The following is a 19,623-nucleotide window of genomic DNA, read 5'->3' on the forward strand; positions in this document are numbered from 1 at the left end:
ATGGAAAATATATTAGACCTGTGGAATCAAGCCCTTGCTCAAATCGAAAAAAAGTTGAGCAAACCGAGTTTTGAGACTTGGATGAAATCCACCAAAGCCCACTCACTGCAGGGAGATACACTGACGATCACGGCTCCCAATGAATTTGCCAGAGACTGGCTGGAGTCCAGATACTTGCATCTGATTGCAGATACTATATATGAATTAACCGGGGAAGAATTGAGCATTAAGTTTGTCATTCCTCAAAATCAAGATGTTGAGGACTTTATGCCAAAGCCGCAAGTCAAAAAAGCGGTTAAAGAAGATACATCTGATTTTCCTCAAAATATGCTCAATCCAAAATATACTTTTGATACTTTTGTCATCGGATCTGGAAACCGATTTGCACACGCTGCTTCCCTCGCAGTTGCGGAAGCACCCGCAAAAGCCTACAACCCTTTATTTATCTATGGGGGCGTCGGTTTAGGGAAAACGCACTTAATGCATGCGATCGGCCATTATGTTATAGATCATAATCCTTCTGCCAAAGTGGTTTATCTGTCATCTGAGAAATTTACAAACGAATTCATCAACTCTATACGAGATAATAAAGCCGTCGATTTCCGCAATCGCTATCGAAATGTTGATGTGCTTTTGATAGATGATATTCAATTTTTAGCGGGGAAAGAACAAACCCAGGAAGAATTTTTCCATACATTTAACACATTGCACGAAGAAAGCAAACAAATCGTCATCTCAAGTGACAGACCGCCCAAAGAAATTCCGACACTTGAAGACAGATTGCGTTCACGTTTTGAATGGGGCCTGATTACGGATATCACGCCGCCTGATTTGGAGACGAGAATAGCGATTTTAAGAAAAAAAGCCAAAGCGGAGGGCCTCGATATTCCAAACGAGGTTATGCTTTACATCGCAAATCAAATTGACAGCAATATTCGGGAACTTGAAGGAGCATTAATCAGAGTTGTTGCCTACTCATCTTTAATTAATAAAGATATTAACGCTGATCTGGCCGCTGAGGCGCTGAAAGATATTATTCCTTCTTCAAAACCGAAAGTCATTACGATAAAAGAAATTCAGAGGGTAGTAGGCCAGCAATTTAATATTAAACTCGAGGATTTCAAAGCAAAAAAACGAACAAAATCAGTAGCTTTCCCGCGTCAAATCGCCATGTACTTATCAAGGGAAATGACTGATTCCTCTCTTCCTAAAATCGGTGAAGAGTTTGGCGGCCGTGATCATACGACCGTTATTCATGCGCATGAAAAGATTTCAAAACTGCTGGCAGATGATGAACAGCTTCAGCAGCATGTCAAAGAAATTAAAGAACAGCTCAAATAGCAGGACCGGGGATTAACCGGGGAAAGTGTGAATAACTTTCCGGCAGTCATGCACAGTCTGTCCACATGTGGATAGGCTGTGTTTCCTGTCTTTTTCACAACTTATCCACAAATCCACAGGCCCTACTATTACTTCTACTATTTTTTAAAAGATATATATACTAATACATTATCCGTTAGGAGGATAAAAATGAAATTCACGATTCAAAAAGATCGTCTTGTTGAAAGTGTCCAAGATGTATTAAAAGCAGTTTCATCCAGAACTACGATTCCCATTTTGACTGGTATTAAAATCGTTGCCTCAGATGATGGCGTATCCTTTACAGGAAGTGATTCCGATATTTCTATTGAATCCTTCATCCCGAAAGAAGAAGGAGACAAGGAAATCGTCACAATTGAACAGCCTGGAAGCATTGTTTTACAAGCCCGCTTCTTTAGTGAGATTGTAAAAAAACTGCCGATGGCAACTGTAGAGATTGAAGTGCAAAATCAGTATTTGACAATTATCCGTTCTGGGAAAGCTGAATTTAATCTAAACGGACTTGATGCTGATGAGTATCCGCATTTGCCGCAAATCGAGGAGCATCATGCGATTCAGATCCCAACTGATTTGTTAAAAAATCTAATCAGACAAACAGTATTCGCAGTGTCCACCTCAGAAACACGCCCTATCTTGACAGGTGTAAACTGGAAAGTGGAACAAGGTGAATTATTATGCACTGCGACGGATAGCCACCGTCTCGCTTTAAGAAAAGCGAAACTTGATATTCCGGAAGACAGGTCGTATAACGTCGTGATTCCGGGTAAAAGCTTAACTGAACTCAGCAAGATTTTGGATGACAACCAGGAACTCGTTGATATTGTGATCACAGAAACCCAAGTTCTGTTTAAAGCGAAAAACGTTTTATTCTTCTCACGGCTTCTGGACGGAAATTATCCGGATACAACCAGCCTGATTCCGCAAGACAGCAAAACGGAAATCATTGTGAACACAAAGGATTTCCTCCAAGCGATTGACCGTGCATCTCTTTTAGCCAGAGAGGGACGCAATAACGTGGTGAAGCTTTCTGCAAAACCAGCTGAATCCATTGAGATTTCTTCTAACTCACCTGAAATCGGAAAAGTTGTGGAAGCGATTCTTGCAGATCAAATTGAAGGTGAGGAATTAAATATCTCTTTTAGTCCAAAATATATGCTGGATGCATTAAAGGTGCTTGAAGGAGCAGAAATACGCGTAAGCTTTACAGGTGCAATGAGACCTTTCTTAATTCGCACACCGAATGATGAAACGATTGTACAGCTTATCCTTCCTGTCAGAACCTATTAATCCGATACACTGCTGCCGACCCGTTCGGCAGCTTTTCTATTCAGTTTCTGCTCCGACAAGTTTTCCCTTTCCCTAATTCGTTTTTTTTTAGTACAATTAGATATTAGTGATATTTGAAAGAGGTCGATATAATGGCAAATCCGATTTCAATTGATACAGAGATGATTACACTCGGACAATTCTTGAAATTAGCCGATGTGATTCAGTCAGGCGGTATGGCGAAATGGTTTTTAAGCGAGCATGAAGTGTTTGTGAACAATGAGCCGGACAATCGCCGCGGCAGAAAGCTGTATGTTGGAGATGTGGTAGAGATTGAAGGATTTGGTTCATTTCAAGTTGTCAATTAAAGCGGGTGATACTGATTGTATATCCAGAACTTAGAACTGACATCTTACCGCAACTACGACCATGCCGGACTTCAATTTGAAAATAAAGTAAATGTAATCATCGGAGAGAACGCCCAGGGGAAAACAAACCTCATGGAGGCGATCTATGTCTTGTCCATGGCGAAATCTCATCGGACATCAAATGACAAAGAACTTATACGGTGGGACAAAGACTATGCTAAAATAGAGGGAAGAGTGATGAAGCAATACGGGGCGATCCCGATGCAGCTCGTCATCTCCAAAAAGGGAAAAAAGGGCAAGGTTAATCATATTGAACAGCAAAAGCTCAGCCAGTATGTCGGGGCCCTCAACACCATCATGTTCGCGCCGGAAGATTTAAACCTTGTAAAGGGAAGCCCTCAAGTGAGAAGGCGGTTTCTTGACATGGAAATCGGACAGGTTTCTCCTGTTTACCTGCACGACCTTTCTCTTTACCAGAAAATCCTTTCCCAGCGAAATCATTTTTTGAAGCAGCTGCAAACAAGAAAACAAACTGACAGAACGATGCTCGATGTTTTGACCGATCAGCTTGTAGAAGTTGCGGCAAAAGTCGTCGTCAAGCGCCTGCAGTTTACAGCGCAGCTCGAGAAATGGGCGCAGCCTATCCATGCGGGCATCTCAAGAGGGCTGGAAGAGCTGACCCTGAAGTACCATACGGCTCTTGAGGTATCAGATCCTGAAGACTTGTCGAAAATAGGAGATAGCTATCAAGAAGCGTTTTCTAAATTAAGAGAAAAAGAAATTGATCGCGGTGTGACGCTGTCAGGTCCTCATCGTGACGATGTTCTTTTCTATGTGAACGGACGCGATGTGCAGACGTATGGTTCTCAAGGACAGCAGCGAACGACAGCATTGTCCCTTAAGCTGGCGGAGATTGACCTGATCCATGAAGAAATTGGAGAATACCCCATTTTACTATTGGATGATGTATTGAGTGAACTGGATGATTATCGCCAGTCACATTTGCTTCATACGATCCAAGGCCGAGTGCAAACGTTTGTCACAACGACAAGTGTTGATGGCATTGATCACGAAACCTTACGTCAAGCAGGAATGTTCCGTGTGCAAAACGGTGCGTTAGTGAAGTGAAGAAATGAGGTGGGCAATTGTATATTCATTTAGGTGATGACTTTGTGGTTTCAACACGAGATATTGTTGGTATTTTTGATTTTAAAGCCGACATGTCGCCTATCGTTGAAGAATTTCTGAAAAAACAGAAACACAAGGTGGTGCCTTCCGTAAATGGCACACCCAAATCTATCGTAGTCACGGTTCAGAATATATATTACTCTCCCTTATCTTCCAGCACATTAAAAAAACGTGCGCAATTTATGTATGAAATAGATGCTTAGAAATTATTTATCACGAATATATCGTTTAGAAAAGTGTAGGTGAATGACGTGGCTATGGAACAGCAGCAAAACAGTTATGATGAAAATCAGATACAGGTACTTGAGGGATTGGAAGCTGTTCGTAAAAGACCGGGAATGTATATCGGTTCAACAAACAGCAAAGGCCTTCACCACCTGGTGTGGGAAATTGTCGACAATAGTATTGACGAAGCCCTCGCCGGTTATTGTACAGATATCAATATCCAAATTGAAAAAGACAACAGTATCACGGTGACAGATAATGGCCGCGGTATTCCAGTCGGGATTCATGAAAAAATGGGCCGTCCTGCGGTAGAAGTCATCATGACGGTGCTTCACGCCGGAGGAAAATTTGACGGAAGCGGCTATAAAGTATCCGGAGGATTGCACGGTGTAGGTGCGTCGGTCGTAAACGCGCTTTCAACAGAGCTTGTTGTGACAGTTCACCGTGACGGTAAAATACACCGCCAAACCTATAAACGCGGGGTTCCGGTTTCAGACCTTGAAATCATTGGCGAAACGGAGCATACAGGAACGACGACACATTTCGTCCCGGATCCTGAGATTTTCACAGAAACAACTGTGTATGATTATGATCTGCTTGCTAACCGCGTGCGCGAATTAGCCTTTCTAACAAAAGGAGTCAACATCACGATTGAAGATAAACGTGAAGGACAAGAGCGCAAACATGAATACCATTACGAAGGCGGAATTAAAAGTTATGTAGAGTATTTAAACCGTTCTAAAGAAGTTGTCCACGAAGAGCCGATTTACATCGAAGGCGAAAAGGACGGCATTACGGTTGAAGTGGCTTTGCAATACAATGACAGCTACACAAGCAACATTTACTCGTTTGCAAACAACATTAACACGTACGAAGGCGGTACCCACGAAGCGGGCTTTAAAACTGGGCTGACTCGTGTTATCAATGATTACGCCCGAAAAAAGGGACTCATTAAAGAAAATGATCCCAACTTAAGCGGTGATGACGTAAGAGAAGGGCTAACCGCAATTATTTCAATCAAACACCCTGATCCGCAGTTTGAGGGCCAAACGAAAACAAAGCTAGGCAACTCAGAAGCCCGGACGATCACAGATACGTTATTTTCTGCGGCAATGGAAACATTTATGCTGGAAAATCCAGATGCGGCCAAAAAAATTGTCGATAAAGGTTTAATGGCGGCAAGAGCAAGAATGGCTGCGAAAAAAGCGCGTGAATTAACACGCCGCAAGAGTGCACTGGAAATTTCAAACCTTCCTGGTAAGTTAGCGGACTGCTCTTCAAAGGATCCGAGCATCTCCGAGTTATATATCGTAGAGGGTGACTCTGCCGGAGGATCTGCTAAACAAGGCCGCGACAGACATTTCCAAGCCATTTTGCCGCTTAGAGGTAAAATCCTGAACGTTGAAAAAGCCAGACTGGATAAAATCCTTTCTAACAACGAAGTTCGCTCTATGATCACAGCGCTCGGCACAGGTATCGGAGAAGATTTCAATCTGGAAAAAGCCCGTTATCATAAAGTTGTCATTATGACAGATGCCGACGTTGACGGTGCGCACATCAGAACACTGCTGCTAACGTTCTTTTACAGATATATGCGCCAAATTATCGAAAATGGCTACGTGTACATTGCACAGCCGCCGCTCTACAAGGTCCAACAGGGAAAACGTGTTGAATATGCGTACAATGACAAGGAGCTTGAAGATCTGTTGAAAACACTTCCTCAAACGCCTAAGCCTGGATTGCAGCGTTATAAAGGTCTTGGTGAAATGAACGCCGTCCAGCTTTGGGAGACAACCATGGATCCAGACTCCAGAACGCTTCTCCAGGTAACTCTTGAAGATGCGATGGATGCGGATGAGACATTTGAAATGCTCATGGGTGACAAAGTAGAACCGCGCAGAAACTTCATAGAAGCAAATGCGAGATACGTTAAAAATCTTGACATCTAATCATAAAAAGCCTTATTTCCAATAAGAAATAAGGCTTTTTTCTAAACAGGATCGAACACAGCAATGCCTGTAAAACCTATATATTCTAGCAATTTAATGTGTATAATCATAAGTTTATTGATATAATGGAGAATAGTGAAATCGTATTGAAGATCATAATGGACAATCTACTCCCACATATTTCATGTGATACTTCAGGGAGGTTTTTTAATGAGTGAACAAAACACACCACAAGTTCGTGAAATAAATATCAGTCAGGAAATGCGTACGTCCTTCTTGGATTATGCAATGAGCGTTATTGTGTCTCGTGCTCTTCCGGATGTTCGTGACGGTTTAAAACCGGTTCACAGACGGATTTTGTATGCCATGAACGATTTGGGCATGACGAGCGACAAGCCTTATAAAAAATCCGCGCGTATCGTCGGAGAAGTTATCGGGAAATACCACCCGCACGGTGACTCAGCGGTATACGAATCCATGGTCAGAATGGCTCAGGACTTCAACTACCGTTATATGCTTGTTGACGGTCACGGAAACTTCGGTTCTGTTGACGGCGACTCAGCGGCTGCCATGCGTTATACAGAAGCAAGAATGTCTAAAATCTCGATGGAAATTCTTCGAGATATCACAAAAGACACGATTGATTATCAGGACAACTATGACGGGTCAGAAAGAGAACCTGTCGTTATGCCTTCAAGGTTCCCGAATCTGCTTGTAAACGGCGCTGCTGGTATTGCGGTAGGTATGGCGACAAACATCCCTCCGCACCAGCTTGGAGAAATCATTGATGGCGTACTTGCGGTCAGTGAGAGCCCGGACATTACAATTCAGGAGCTGATGGAGGTCATTCCAGGGCCTGACTTCCCGACCGCGGGCCAAATTCTGGGACGCAGCGGTATTCGGAAAGCATACGAATCTGGCCGAGGCTCTATCACGATCCGGGCAAAAGCTGAGATCGAACAAACCTCTTCAGGTAAAGAAAGAATTATCGTTACAGAGTTACCTTATCAAGTAAATAAGGCGAAATTAATCGAGAAAATTGCTGATCTCGTTAGGGACAAGAAGATAGAGGGCATCACAGATTTGCGTGATGAATCAGACCGTACAGGTATGAGAATTGTCATTGAAATCAGACGCGATGCCAATGCAAATGTTATTCTGAACAATCTTTACAAACAAACTGCGCTACAAACATCTTTTGGTATCAACCTGCTTGCACTTGTTGACGGTCAGCCGAAAGTTTTAAATCTAAAGCAATGCCTGGAGCATTACCTTGACCATCAAAAAGTTGTCATCAGACGCCGTACTGCTTATGAATTGCGTAAAGCGGAAGCGAGAGCTCATATCTTGGAAGGTTTGAGAATTGCTTTGGATCATCTCGATGCAGTTATTTCCCTTATCCGTAATTCCCAAACGGCAGAAATTGCGAGAACGGGTTTAATTGAACAATTCTCACTGACAGAGAAGCAAGCACAAGCGATCCTGGATATGAGGCTGCAGCGTTTAACAGGACTTGAACGTGAAAAGATCGAAGAAGAATACCAATCTCTTGTGACATTAATCGCAGAGCTGAAAGACATTTTGGCAAATGAATCTAAAGTGCTTGAGATCATCCGTGAAGAACTAACAGAAATCAAAGAGCGGTTTAACGATGAAAGACGTACTGAGATCGTCACTTCTGGCTTGGAGACAATTGAAGATGAAGATCTCATCGAGAGAGAAAATATCGTAGTCACTCTGACGCACAACGGATACGTCAAACGTCTTCCTGCATCAACCTACCGCAGTCAAAAACGAGGCGGGAAAGGTGTACAGGGAATGGGAACAAACGAAGATGACTTCGTTGAGCATTTGATTTCTACGTCAACTCACGATACGATTCTTTTCTTCTCGAATAAAGGGAAAGTATATCGTGCAAAAGGGTATGAAATCCCTGAATACGGCAGAACAGCAAAAGGAATCCCGATTATCAACCTGCTTGAGGTAGAAAAGGGTGAATGGATTAACGCGATTATTCCAGTCACAGAATTCAATGCGGATCTTTATCTTTTCTTCACAACAAAGCACGGGGTTTCAAAACGAACTTCATTGTCCCAGTTCGCTAATATTCGCAACAATGGTCTGATCGCGCTCGGTCTTCGCGAGGATGATGAACTGATGGGTGTACGTCTGACTGACGGTACAAAACAAATGATCATCGGAACGAAAAACGGCTTGCTGATCCGCTTTCCTGAAACGGATGTCCGGGAAATGGGAAGAACTGCTGCAGGCGTAAAAGGCATCACCCTGACCGATGACGACGTTGTTGTCGGCATGGAGATATTAGAAGAAGAATCACATGTCCTGATCGTAACTGAAAAAGGTTACGGAAAACGAACTCCGGCTGAAGAGTACAGAGCCCAAAGCCGGGGCGGAAAAGGACTCAAAACAGCGAAAATTACTGAGAATAACGGCCAATTAGTTACAGTGAAAGCTACTAAAGGTGAAGAGGATCTAATGATTATTACAGCCAGCGGCGTACTCATTAGAATGGACATCAATGACATCTCAATCACCGGACGTGTCACTCAAGGTGTACGCCTTATCAGAATGGCTGATGAAGAGCATGTTGCGACAGTAGCATTAGTAGAGAAAAATGAAGAAGATGAGCAAGAAGAAACACAAGAAGAAGTGTAAGATCAAGCGCAGCTGAAATAGCTGCGCTTTTTTTGTATCCTATCCCTTTACAGTCATAAGAATTATGGTATAATCATTTCTGTTGTCTTTTAAAAGACACAAACATTGCTAGTAAAAACTTTTTTAAAAAAGTATTGACCTAGTTAACTAAAAATGTTACTATTAAGTAGTCGCTTCGAGAGAAGCACACAAAGTTCTTTGAAAACTAAACAAGACAAAACGTACCTGTTAATTCATTTTTAAACAAATCGCACAGCAATGTGCGTAGTCAGTCAAACTAGGGCCTGCACGATGCAGGTCACACAGGTGTCGTCGCAAGATGCGGCGAACTTAATCTGTGATCCATTTATCGGAGAGTTTGATCCTGGCTCAGGACGAACGCTGGCGGCGTGCCTAATACATGCAAGTCGAGCGGACAGATGGGAGCTTGCTCCCTGATGTTAGCGGCGGACGGGTGAGTAACACGTGGGTAACCTGCCTGTAAGACTGGGATAACTCCGGGAAACCGGGGCTAATACCGGATGGTTGTTTGAACCGCATGGTTCAAACATAAAAGGTGGCTTCGGCTACCACTTACAGATGGACCCGCGGCGCATTAGCTAGTTGGTGAGGTAATGGCTCACCAAGGCGACGATGCGTAGCCGACCTGAGAGGGTGATCGGCCACACTGGGACTGAGACACGGCCCAGACTCCTACGGGAGGCAGCAGTAGGGAATCTTCCGCAATGGACGAAAGTCTGACGGAGCAACGCCGCGTGAGTGATGAAGGTTTTCGGATCGTAAAGCTCTGTTGTTAGGGAAGAACAAGTACCGTTCGAATAGGGCGGTACCTTGACGGTACCTAACCAGAAAGCCACGGCTAACTACGTGCCAGCAGCCGCGGTAATACGTAGGTGGCAAGCGTTGTCCGGAATTATTGGGCGTAAAGGGCTCGCAGGCGGTTTCTTAAGTCTGATGTGAAAGCCCCCGGCTCAACCGGGGAGGGTCATTGGAAACTGGGGAACTTGAGTGCAGAAGAGGAGAGTGGAATTCCACGTGTAGCGGTGAAATGCGTAGAGATGTGGAGGAACACCAGTGGCGAAGGCGACTCTCTGGTCTGTAACTGACGCTGAGGAGCGAAAGCGTGGGGAGCGAACAGGATTAGATACCCTGGTAGTCCACGCCGTAAACGATGAGTGCTAAGTGTTAGGGGGTTTCCGCCCCTTAGTGCTGCAGCTAACGCATTAAGCACTCCGCCTGGGGAGTACGGTCGCAAGACTGAAACTCAAAGGAATTGACGGGGGCCCGCACAAGCGGTGGAGCATGTGGTTTAATTCGAAGCAACGCGAAGAACCTTACCAGGTCTTGACATCCTCTGACAATCCTAGAGATAGGACGTCCCCTTCGGGGGCAGAGTGACAGGTGGTGCATGGTTGTCGTCAGCTCGTGTCGTGAGATGTTGGGTTAAGTCCCGCAACGAGCGCAACCCTTGATCTTAGTTGCCAGCATTCAGTTGGGCACTCTAAGGTGACTGCCGGTGACAAACCGGAGGAAGGTGGGGATGACGTCAAATCATCATGCCCCTTATGACCTGGGCTACACACGTGCTACAATGGACAGAACAAAGGGCAGCGAAACCGCGAGGTTAAGCCAATCCCACAAATCTGTTCTCAGTTCGGATCGCAGTCTGCAACTCGACTGCGTGAAGCTGGAATCGCTAGTAATCGCGGATCAGCATGCCGCGGTGAATACGTTCCCGGGCCTTGTACACACCGCCCGTCACACCACGAGAGTTTGTAACACCCGAAGTCGGTGAGGTAACCTTTTAGGAGCCAGCCGCCGAAGGTGGGACAGATGATTGGGGTGAAGTCGTAACAAGGTAGCCGTATCGGAAGGTGCGGCTGGATCACCTCCTTTCTAAGGATATATACGGAATATAAGACCTCGGGTCTTATAAACAGAACGTTCCCTGTCTTGTTTAGTTTTGAAGGAACTTTGTTCCTTAAATAAGTTAAGATGGGCCTGTAGCTCAGCTGGTTAGAGCGCACGCCTGATAAGCGTGAGGTCGGTGGTTCGAGTCCACTCAGGCCCACCATCTTAAACAACGGGGCCTTAGCTCAGCTGGGAGAGCGCCTGCTTTGCACGCAGGAGGTCAGCGGTTCGATCCCGCTAGGCTCCACCAACGTGTTCTTTGAAAACTAGATAACAGTAGACATCACATTCAATTAGTAAGACAAGATATCACATAGTGATTCTTTTTAACGGTTAAGTTAGAAAGGGCGCACGGTGGATGCCTTGGCACTAGGAGCCGATGAAGGACGGGACGAACACCGATATGCTTCGGGGAGCTGTAAGCAAGCTTTGATCCGGAGATTTCCGAATGGGGAAACCCACCACTCGTAATGGAGTGGTATCCATATCTGAATACATAGGATATGAGAAGGCAGACCCGGGGAACTGAAACATCTAAGTACCCGGAGGAAGAGAAAGCAAATGCGATTCCCTGAGTAGCGGCGAGCGAAACGGGATCAGCCCAAACCAAGAGGCTTGCCTCTTGGGGTTGTAGGACACTCTGTACGGAGTTACAAAAGAACGAGGTAGATGAAGAGGTCTGGAAAGGCCCGCCATAGAAGGTAACAGCCCTGTAGTCAAAACTTCGTTCTCTCCTGAGTGGATCCTGAGTACGGCGGAACACGTGAAATTCCGTCGGAATCCGGGAGGACCATCTCCCAAGGCTAAATACTCCCTAGTGACCGATAGTGAACCAGTACCGTGAGGGAAAGGTGAAAAGCACCCCGGAAGGGGAGTGAAAGAGATCCTGAAACCGTGTGCCTACAAGTAGTCAGAGCCCGTTAACGGGTGATGGCGTGCCTTTTGTAGAATGAACCGGCGAGTTACGATCCCGTGCAAGGTTAAGCAGAAGATGCGGAGCCGCAGCGAAAGCGAGTCTGAATAGGGCGCATGAGTACGTGGTCGTAGACCCGAAACCAGGTGATCTACCCATGTCCAGGGTGAAGTTCAGGTAACACTGAATGGAGGCCCGAACCCACGCACGTTGAAAAGTGCGGGGATGAGGTGTGGGTAGGGGTGAAATGCCAATCGAACCTGGAGATAGCTGGTTCTCTCCGAAATAGCTTTAGGGCTAGCCTCAAGGTAAGAGTCTTGGAGGTAGAGCACTGATTGGACTAGGGGCCCCTACCGGGTTACCGAATTCAGTCAAACTCCGAATGCCAATGACTTATCCTTGGGAGTCAGACTGCGAGTGATAAGATCCGTAGTCGAAAGGGAAACAGCCCAGACCGCCAGCTAAGGTCCCAAAGTATACGTTAAGTGGAAAAGGATGTGGAGTTGCTTAGACAACCAGGATGTTGGCTTAGAAGCAGCCACCATTTAAAGAGTGCGTAATAGCTCACTGGTCGAGTGACTCTGCGCCGAAAATGTACCGGGGCTAAACGTATCACCGAAGCTGCGGACTGTTCTTCGAACAGTGGTAGGAGAGCGTTCTAAGGGCTGTGAAGCCAGACCGGAAGGACTGGTGGAGCGCTTAGAAGTGAGAATGCCGGTATGAGTAGCGAAAGAGGGGTGAGAATCCCCTCCACCGAATGCCTAAGGTTTCCTGAGGAAGGCTCGTCCGCTCAGGGTTAGTCGGGACCTAAGCCGAGGCCGAAAGGCGTAGGCGATGGACAACAGGTTGATATTCCTGTACCACCTCCTCACCATTTGAGCAATGGGGGGACGCAGGAGGATAGGGTAAGCGCGGTATTGGATATCCGCGTCCAAGCAGTTAGGCTGGGAAATAGGCAAATCCGTTTCCCATAAGGCTGAGCTGTGATGGCGAGCGAAATATAGTAGCGAAGTTCCTGATTCCACACTGCCAAGAAAAGCCTCTAGCGAGGTGAGAGGTGCCCGTACCGCAAACCGACACAGGTAGGCGAGGAGAGAATCCTAAGGTGATCGAGAGAACTCTCGTTAAGGAACTCGGCAAAATGACCCCGTAACTTCGGGAGAAGGGGTGCTCTGTTAGGGTGCAAGCCCGAGAGAGCCGCAGTGAATAGGCCCAGGCGACTGTTTAGCAAAAACACAGGTCTCTGCGAAGCCGCAAGGCGAAGTATAGGGGCTGACGCCTGCCCGGTGCTGGAAGGTTAAGAGGAGCGCTTAGCGTAAGCGAAGGTGCGAATTGAAGCCCCAGTAAACGGCGGCCGTAACTATAACGGTCCTAAGGTAGCGAAATTCCTTGTCGGGTAAGTTCCGACCCGCACGAAAGGCGCAACGATCTGGGCACTGTCTCAACGAGAGACTCGGTGAAATTATAGTACCTGTGAAGATGCAGGTTACCCGCGACAGGACGGAAAGACCCCGTGGAGCTTTACTGCAGCCTGATATTGAATGTTGGTACAGCTTGTACAGGATAGGTAGGAGCCTTGGAAACCGGAGCGCCAGCTTCGGTGGAGGCATCGGTGGGATACTACCCTGGCTGTATTGACCTTCTAACCCGCCGCCCTTATCGGGCGGGGAGACAGTGTCAGGTGGGCAGTTTGACTGGGGCGGTCGCCTCCTAAAAGGTAACGGAGGCGCCCAAAGGTTCCCTCAGAATGGTTGGAAATCATTCGCAGAGTGTAAAGGCACAAGGGAGCTTGACTGCGAGACCTACAAGTCGAGCAGGGACGAAAGTCGGGCTTAGTGATCCGGTGGTTCCGCATGGAAGGGCCATCGCTCAACGGATAAAAGCTACCCCGGGGATAACAGGCTTATCTCCCCCAAGAGTCCACATCGACGGGGAGGTTTGGCACCTCGATGTCGGCTCATCGCATCCTGGGGCTGTAGTCGGTCCCAAGGGTTGGGCTGTTCGCCCATTAAAGCGGTACGCGAGCTGGGTTCAGAACGTCGTGAGACAGTTCGGTCCCTATCCGTCGCGGGCGCAGGAAATTTGAGAGGAGCTGTCCTTAGTACGAGAGGACCGGGATGGACGCACCGCTGGTGTACCAGTTGTTCTGCCAAGGGCATCGCTGGGTAGCTATGTGCGGACGGGATAAGTGCTGAAAGCATCTAAGCATGAAGCCCCCCTCAAGATGAGATTTCCCATTCCGCAAGGAAGTAAGATCCCTGAAAGATGATCAGGTTGATAGGTCTGAGGTGGAAGTGTGGCGACACATGGAGCTGACAGATACTAATCGATCGAGGACTTAACCACATGTTGAATGATGTTATACCTGTTATCTAGTTTTGAGAGAACACCTCTCTAACAGCGGAAAAGTAAGGAAACTCCGCTAAGGGCTCTCACATCCTGTGAGAAACGCCCAGTACCTTCATCCTGAAGGCATTTGTTTGGTGGCGATAGCGAAGAGGTCACACCCGTTCCCATACCGAACACGGAAGTTAAGCTCTTCAGCGCCGATGGTAGTCGGGGGTTTCCCCCTGTGAGAGTAGGACGCCGCCAAGCAAGGTAAAACCCAGCTCATTGAGCTGGGTTTTTTGTTTGTCAAAACTGAAGAAGAAATTGTAAGGCGTATTTCGGGAATTTATTTTCTGTCACCAATAAAAACTGCTGAATTAACACGTAATCATCACTTATATGCTGCGTCAGCAACTCATACCACCATTCAGTCTCATATCTCGCAATCATCCCTATGTTGTACAAAATTAAATAATGAATTGCCATTTCAGGAAGTCTCAGAAACTGTTCCCTTTGAGAAGGAATAAAATATTGGTCCTTCCCCATGTCATACAATAAGCTGGTTGATGTCCATGGCTTCGTATCTTGCGGTGGAATTTCAAATAGCAGCCCGTGTTCATTTTTCTTTGCAAAAGACCATTGGAAATGATGGGCCATATATTCAGCAAATCTTGAATCAGACATTTTATAATTGATTACCACATCCTCTGGTACAGAAATCCATTCCTCTTCCTTCTCAACTTTTGTCAGAAAACATTCTTTCTGCTGGAAATAGAAAGTATCACTTAGCTCTGGAATCGCCTTTAATAATTTTTTCATGATGTACCGTTCATCCACTGTATCCGATTGCCCGAATATGTGTTGCATGAAATGCATGCATAGGCCGTTTCGTTGTATTTTGACTTCATCATCGCTAAAACAATAATTCTGTTTCTTTCGCTTTCTTGTTGTTACGCCATGCGCCAGTACTGATGTATGGCTTGGATAATGAGGATCACGTGTAATGAGACATGCTTTGATAAGTTGTGCCATTCCATAAAATAAAAGAATCGGTTTGATTTCTAATGGGGAATATGCAGCTTGTTTATAAAACGATTCTGCATGCTTTAAGAAATAGATAAATCGTTCACTGTTTTTAAAAGAGTTTTTCTTCGCATCATCAATACCGTTTAAGATATAAACTTTTTCTAGAAATTTTTGGGTTGATTCAACGGAGTAAAATAGCGCTAAGTCTTTCCACTCATGATATGTCATATGTATTTCCTGATCCCTTCCGTTATCTAAATATTTCAACTCTTTCCCGCTTCCTTGACATGCTCTTGGCTAGTTGATAATCTACATATAATATTTTGCCGAAAAGAGGGGGATTTACTAATGTGGGAAAGTAAATTTTCAAAACAAGGCTTAACGTTCGACGATGTGCTGCTTGTACCAGCCAAGTCAGAGGTACTTCCGCGGGATGTGGATTTATCTGTAGAACTTACAAAAACGTTAAAGCTTAATATTCCTGTCATCAGCGCAGGTATGGACACTGTAACAGAATCAGCAATGGCAATTGCAATGGCTAGACAAGGCGGCTTGGGCATCATTCATAAAAACATGTCCATTGAACAGCAGGCTGAACAAGTTGATAAAGTTAAGCGTTCAGAGCGCGGCGTTATCACAAATCCCTTCTTTTTAACTCCTGATCACCAAGTATTTGATGCGGAGCATTTGATGGGGAAATACAGAATTTCCGGTGTTCCGATTGTAAATAACGAAGAAGACCAGCAGCTTGTTGGAATCATTACAAATCGTGATCTTCGTTTTATTTCTGATTACTCAATGAAAATCAGCGATGTCATGACAAAAGAAGAGCTTGTTACTGCACCTGTAGGAACAACTCTTGATGAAGCTGAAAAGATTTTGCAGAAACATAAAATTGAAAAGCTTCCCCTCGTTGATGACCAAAATAAATTAAAAGGTCTTATCACAATTAAAGATATTGAAAAAGTCATTGAGTTCCCGAACTCATCTAAAGATATCCACGGGCGTCTGATCGTTGGTGCAGCAGTTGGCGTTACTGGCGACACGATGACTCGCGTTAAGAAGCTTGTTGAAGCCAATGTCGATGTTATTGTTATCGATACAGCTCACGGACATTCTCAAGGTGTCTTAAACACAGTAACTAAAATCCGTGAAACATATCCTGAATTAAATATTATCGCTGGAAACGTGGCAACAGCTGAAGCGACAAGAGCACTTATCGAAGCTGGGGCAGACGTTGTCAAAGTGGGAATCGGACCTGGTTCAATTTGTACTACACGCGTGGTAGCAGGTGTCGGTGTTCCGCAAATCACAGCAATTTATGATTGTGCGACTGAAGCAAGAAAGCAAGGTAAAACAATCATCGCTGACGGCGGAATTAAATTCTCTGGCGATATCACTAAGGCGTTGGCAGCCGGCGGACATGCTGTTATGCTCGGAAGCTTGCTTGCAGGCACGTCAGAAAGCCCTGGTGAAACTGAAATCTACCAAGGCAGAAGATTTAAAGTATACCGCGGTATGGGATCAGTTGCCGCAATGGAAAAAGGAAGTAAAGACCGTTACTTCCAAGAAGAAAACAAAAAATTCGTTCCTGAGGGAATCGAAGGACGCACACCTTACAAAGGACCAGTTGAAGAAACAGTTTATCAGCTAGTTGGCGGTCTTCGTTCTGGTATGGGATATTGCGGATCTAAAGATCTTCGTGCTTTAAGAGAAGAAGCTCAGTTTATTCGCATGACTGGCGCAGGGCTTCGCGAAAGCCATCCGCATGACGTACAGATTACAAAAGAATCTCCGAACTATACAATTTCATAATAAATTGTTACAAATTAAAAACATTTGACAGGGTCTCTGACTCTGTCTATTTTTTTTATAATGATTATGATAAAATTTATACTGTTGTGCATTGAAAATGTCCTTAACGGCTTAATTATAGATGAAGAAAATGAAATACGGAGGTCGTACGATTGAACATCAAGAAATATAAACAGCTACTGATGTCATTGGTTGTGTTAACACTAGCTGTCACTTGTCTGGCTCCAATGTCAAAAGCAAAAGCAGCAAGCGATCCAATTGATATCAATGCATCAGCTGCAATTATGATCGAAGCTTCTTCAGGTAAAATCCTGTACAGTAAAAATGCAGATAAGAGACTGCCAATTGCCAGCATGACAAAAATGATGACAGAGTATCTGTTATTAGAAGCAATTGATCAAGGTAAAGTGAAATGGGACCAAACCTATACGCCTGATGACTATGTGTATCAAATTTCCCAAGATAACAGCTTATCAAACGTTCCTCTTCGGAAAGATGGGAAATACACAGTAAAAGAATTATATCAAGCTACAGCAATTTATTCTGCAAATGCCGCTGCTATTGCGATTGCAGAAATCCTTGCGGGTACTGAAACTAAGTTTGTTGAAAAAATGAATGCAAAAGCGAAAGAACTAGGCTTAACAGATTACAAATTTGTTAACGCAACGGGTCTTGAAAACAAAGATCTTCACGGGCATCAGCCTGAGGGGACAAGCGTAAATGAAGAAAGTGAAGTTTCTGCTAAGGACATGGCGATTCTTGCGGATCACTTGGTTACTGACTACCCTGAGATTCTGAAGACTTCCAGTATCGCAAAAACGAAGTTCAGAGAAGGCACTGATGATGAAATGGATATGCCGAACTGGAACTTCATGCTGAAAGGGCTCGTCAGTGAGTATAAAAATGCGAATGTAGATGGATTGAAAACAGGTTCTACTGACTCTGCAGGTTCTTGTTTCACAGGTACTGCCGAGAAAAACGGAATGCGTGTTATCACTGTTGTGCTGAATGCAAAGGGCAACCTTCACACAGGCCGTTTTGATGAAACGAAAAAAATGTTCGATTATGCTTTCAACAATTTCTCTATGAAAGAAATTTATGCTCAAGGTGATCAAGTAAAAGGGCATAAAACAATTTCAGTTGATAAGGGCAAAGAGAAAGAAGTAGGCATTGTGACAAACAAGTCGTTCTCTCTTCCTGTCAAAAATGGTGAAGAAAAGAATTACAAAGCGAAGGTTACACTGAATAAAGACAACTTAACTGCTCCTGTGAAAAAAGGAACCAAGGTTGGGAAGCTGACTGCGGAATATACAGGTAATGAAAAGGATTATGGATTCCTTAACAGCGATCTGGCTGGGGTAGACCTTGTTACAAAAGAAGATGTAGAAAAAGCAAACTGGTTTGTTTTGACAATGCGGAGCATCGGCGGATTTTTTGCTGGTATTTGGGGAAGCATTGTTGATACAGTAACCGGCTGGTTTTAATTAATCGAAAGAGCTCTGATGGATGTTAGGGCTCTTTCGTTTAATATACTGAAAAAACCCAATTTTTAATAAAAAATGATTTTCAAAGCGTTAAAAACCGAATAAAATAGTATATATCCATATGAATTATTGGATTTCTAGGATACAATAAGAATTAGAAATCACATCACTATACCTTGATTAGGGGGACCAAAAAATGGCTCAAACAGGTACTGAACGTGTAAAACGCGGAATGGCAGAAATGCAAAAAGGCGGCGTCATCATGGACGTCATCAATGCGGAACAAGCGAAAATTGCTGAAGAGGCTGGAGCTGTCGCTGTAATGGCGCTAGAACGTGTGCCGGCCGATATTCGCGCGGCTGGAGGAGTTGCCCGTATGGCTGACCCTACGATCGTGGAAGAGGTAATGAATGCAGTATCTATCCCGGTAATGGCAAAAGCGCGTATCGGACATATTGTTGAAGCGCGTGTGCTTGAAGCTATGGGAGTTGACTATATTGATGAAAGTGAAGTTCTGACTCCGGCTGACGAAGAATTTCATTTAAATAAAAATGAATACACAGTTCCTTTTGTCTGCGGCTGCCGTGATCTTGGTGAAGCAACACGCCGTATTGCTGAAGGCGCATCTATGCTTCGTACTAAAGGTGAGCCTGGAACAGGGAATATTGTTGAGGCTGTTCGCCATATGCGTAAAGTAAACGCTCAAGTGCGCAAAGTCGTTGCGATGAGTAATGATGAACTCATGACAGAAGCGAAAAACCTAGGTGCTCCTTACGAGCTTCTGCTTCAAATTAAAAAAGACGGTAAGCTTCCAGTCGTAAACTTTGCCGCTGGCGGTGTAGCAACACCAGCTGATGCTGCTCTCATGATGCAGCTTGGTGCTGACGGAGTATTTGTTGGCTCTGGCATTTTCAAATCAGACAACCCTGCTAAGTTTGCAAAAGCAATTGTCGAAGCAACGACACACTTCACTGATTACAAATTAATTGCTGAGCTTTCAAAAGAGCTTGGTACTGCAATGAAAGGGATTGAAATCTCAAACTTACTTCCAGAACAGCGTATGCAAGAGCGCGGCTGGTAAGAATATAGGAGCG

General features: G+C 44.9%; 11 protein-coding genes, 2 tRNA genes and 3 rRNA genes. 15 read left to right on the forward strand and 1 reads right to left on the reverse strand.

Annotated elements, in window-relative coordinates; genetic code table 11:
* The 12 genes from dnaA to rrf all read left to right on the forward strand — a co-directional run bounded on the left by dnaA (position 1) and on the right by rrf (position 14,471).
* On the forward strand, positions 1–1,341 hold the full coding sequence (gene dnaA, locus G4P54_RS00005; RefSeq protein WP_003242674.1) for a chromosomal replication initiator protein DnaA: 1,341 nt from the start codon (positions 1–3) through the stop codon (positions 1,339–1,341).
* Positions 1,342–1,530: 189 nt separating this feature from the next.
* On the forward strand, positions 1,531–2,667 hold the full coding sequence (gene dnaN, locus G4P54_RS00010; RefSeq protein WP_167871455.1) for a DNA polymerase III subunit beta: 1,137 nt from the start codon (positions 1,531–1,533) through the stop codon (positions 2,665–2,667).
* A gap of 131 nt (positions 2,668–2,798) precedes the next feature.
* Positions 2,799–3,014 carry a ribosome maturation protein RlbA gene (gene rlbA / locus G4P54_RS00015; RefSeq protein WP_024713392.1) on the forward strand — a complete coding sequence of 72 codons (216 nt, stop codon included), beginning with the start codon at positions 2,799–2,801 and terminating at the stop codon, positions 3,012–3,014.
* Between the two features lie 15 nt (positions 3,015–3,029).
* Positions 3,030–4,142: a DNA replication/repair protein RecF gene (gene recF, locus G4P54_RS00020; protein WP_024713393.1), complete on the forward strand. Its 1,113-nt coding sequence runs from the start codon at positions 3,030–3,032 to the stop codon at positions 4,140–4,142.
* A gap of 17 nt (positions 4,143–4,159) precedes the next feature.
* Positions 4,160–4,405 carry an extracellular matrix regulator RemB gene (gene remB, locus G4P54_RS00025; protein WP_024713394.1) on the forward strand — a complete coding sequence of 82 codons (246 nt, stop codon included), beginning with the start codon at positions 4,160–4,162 and terminating at the stop codon, positions 4,403–4,405.
* A 54-nt stretch (positions 4,406–4,459) separates the two neighbouring features.
* Positions 4,460–6,376 (forward strand): DNA topoisomerase (ATP-hydrolyzing) subunit B, encoded by a 1,917-nt coding sequence (gyrB, locus tag G4P54_RS00030; protein WP_167873789.1) that lies wholly within the window; start codon positions 4,460–4,462, stop codon positions 6,374–6,376.
* Positions 6,377–6,586: 210 nt separating this feature from the next.
* Positions 6,587–9,052, forward strand: coding sequence for a DNA topoisomerase (ATP-hydrolyzing) subunit A (gene gyrA / locus G4P54_RS00035; RefSeq protein WP_167871456.1), 2,466 nt, complete (start codon positions 6,587–6,589; stop codon positions 9,050–9,052).
* Positions 9,053–9,398: 346 nt separating this feature from the next.
* A 16S ribosomal RNA gene (locus tag G4P54_RS00040) occupies positions 9,399–10,948 on the forward strand.
* A gap of 101 nt (positions 10,949–11,049) precedes the next feature.
* Positions 11,050–11,126: transfer RNA gene (locus tag G4P54_RS00045), tRNA-Ile, on the forward strand.
* 11 nt (positions 11,127–11,137) lie between these two features.
* Positions 11,138–11,213, forward strand: a tRNA-Ala gene (locus G4P54_RS00050).
* An 81-nt stretch (positions 11,214–11,294) separates the two neighbouring features.
* A 23S ribosomal RNA gene (locus tag G4P54_RS00055) occupies positions 11,295–14,222 on the forward strand.
* A 133-nt stretch (positions 14,223–14,355) separates the two neighbouring features.
* Positions 14,356–14,471, forward strand: a 5S ribosomal RNA gene (gene rrf, locus G4P54_RS00060).
* Together the 16S, 23S and 5S rRNA genes with 2 tRNA genes alongside form the textbook arrangement of a ribosomal RNA operon.
* 39 nt (positions 14,472–14,510) lie before the next feature.
* Here rrf and G4P54_RS00065 read toward each other — a convergent pair.
* On the reverse strand, positions 14,511–15,458 hold the full coding sequence (locus G4P54_RS00065; RefSeq protein ID WP_024713942.1) for a YaaC family protein: 948 nt from the start codon (positions 15,456–15,458) through the stop codon (positions 14,511–14,513).
* 120 nt (positions 15,459–15,578) lie between these two features.
* Between G4P54_RS00065 and guaB the strand changes: the two genes are divergently transcribed.
* The 3 genes from guaB (at position 15,579) to pdxS (ending at position 19,610) form a co-directional block, all read left to right on the forward strand.
* Complete coding sequence (gene guaB, locus G4P54_RS00070; RefSeq protein ID WP_024713941.1) at positions 15,579–17,045, forward strand: IMP dehydrogenase; 1,467 nt, start codon at positions 15,579–15,581, stop codon at positions 17,043–17,045.
* A 152-nt stretch (positions 17,046–17,197) separates the two neighbouring features.
* Entirely contained in the window at positions 17,198–18,529 is a 1,332-nt protein-coding gene (gene dacA / locus G4P54_RS00075; protein ID WP_167871457.1) for a D-alanyl-D-alanine carboxypeptidase, read from the forward strand.
* A 196-nt stretch (positions 18,530–18,725) separates the two neighbouring features.
* Positions 18,726–19,610, forward strand: coding sequence for a pyridoxal 5'-phosphate synthase lyase subunit PdxS (gene pdxS / locus G4P54_RS00080; RefSeq protein WP_024713939.1), 885 nt, complete (start codon positions 18,726–18,728; stop codon positions 19,608–19,610).
* Positions 19,611–19,623 lie beyond the last annotated feature (13 nt).

The organism is Bacillus tequilensis (genome assembly GCF_012225885.1).
Taxonomy (GTDB): domain Bacteria; phylum Bacillota; class Bacilli; order Bacillales; family Bacillaceae; genus Bacillus; species Bacillus tequilensis.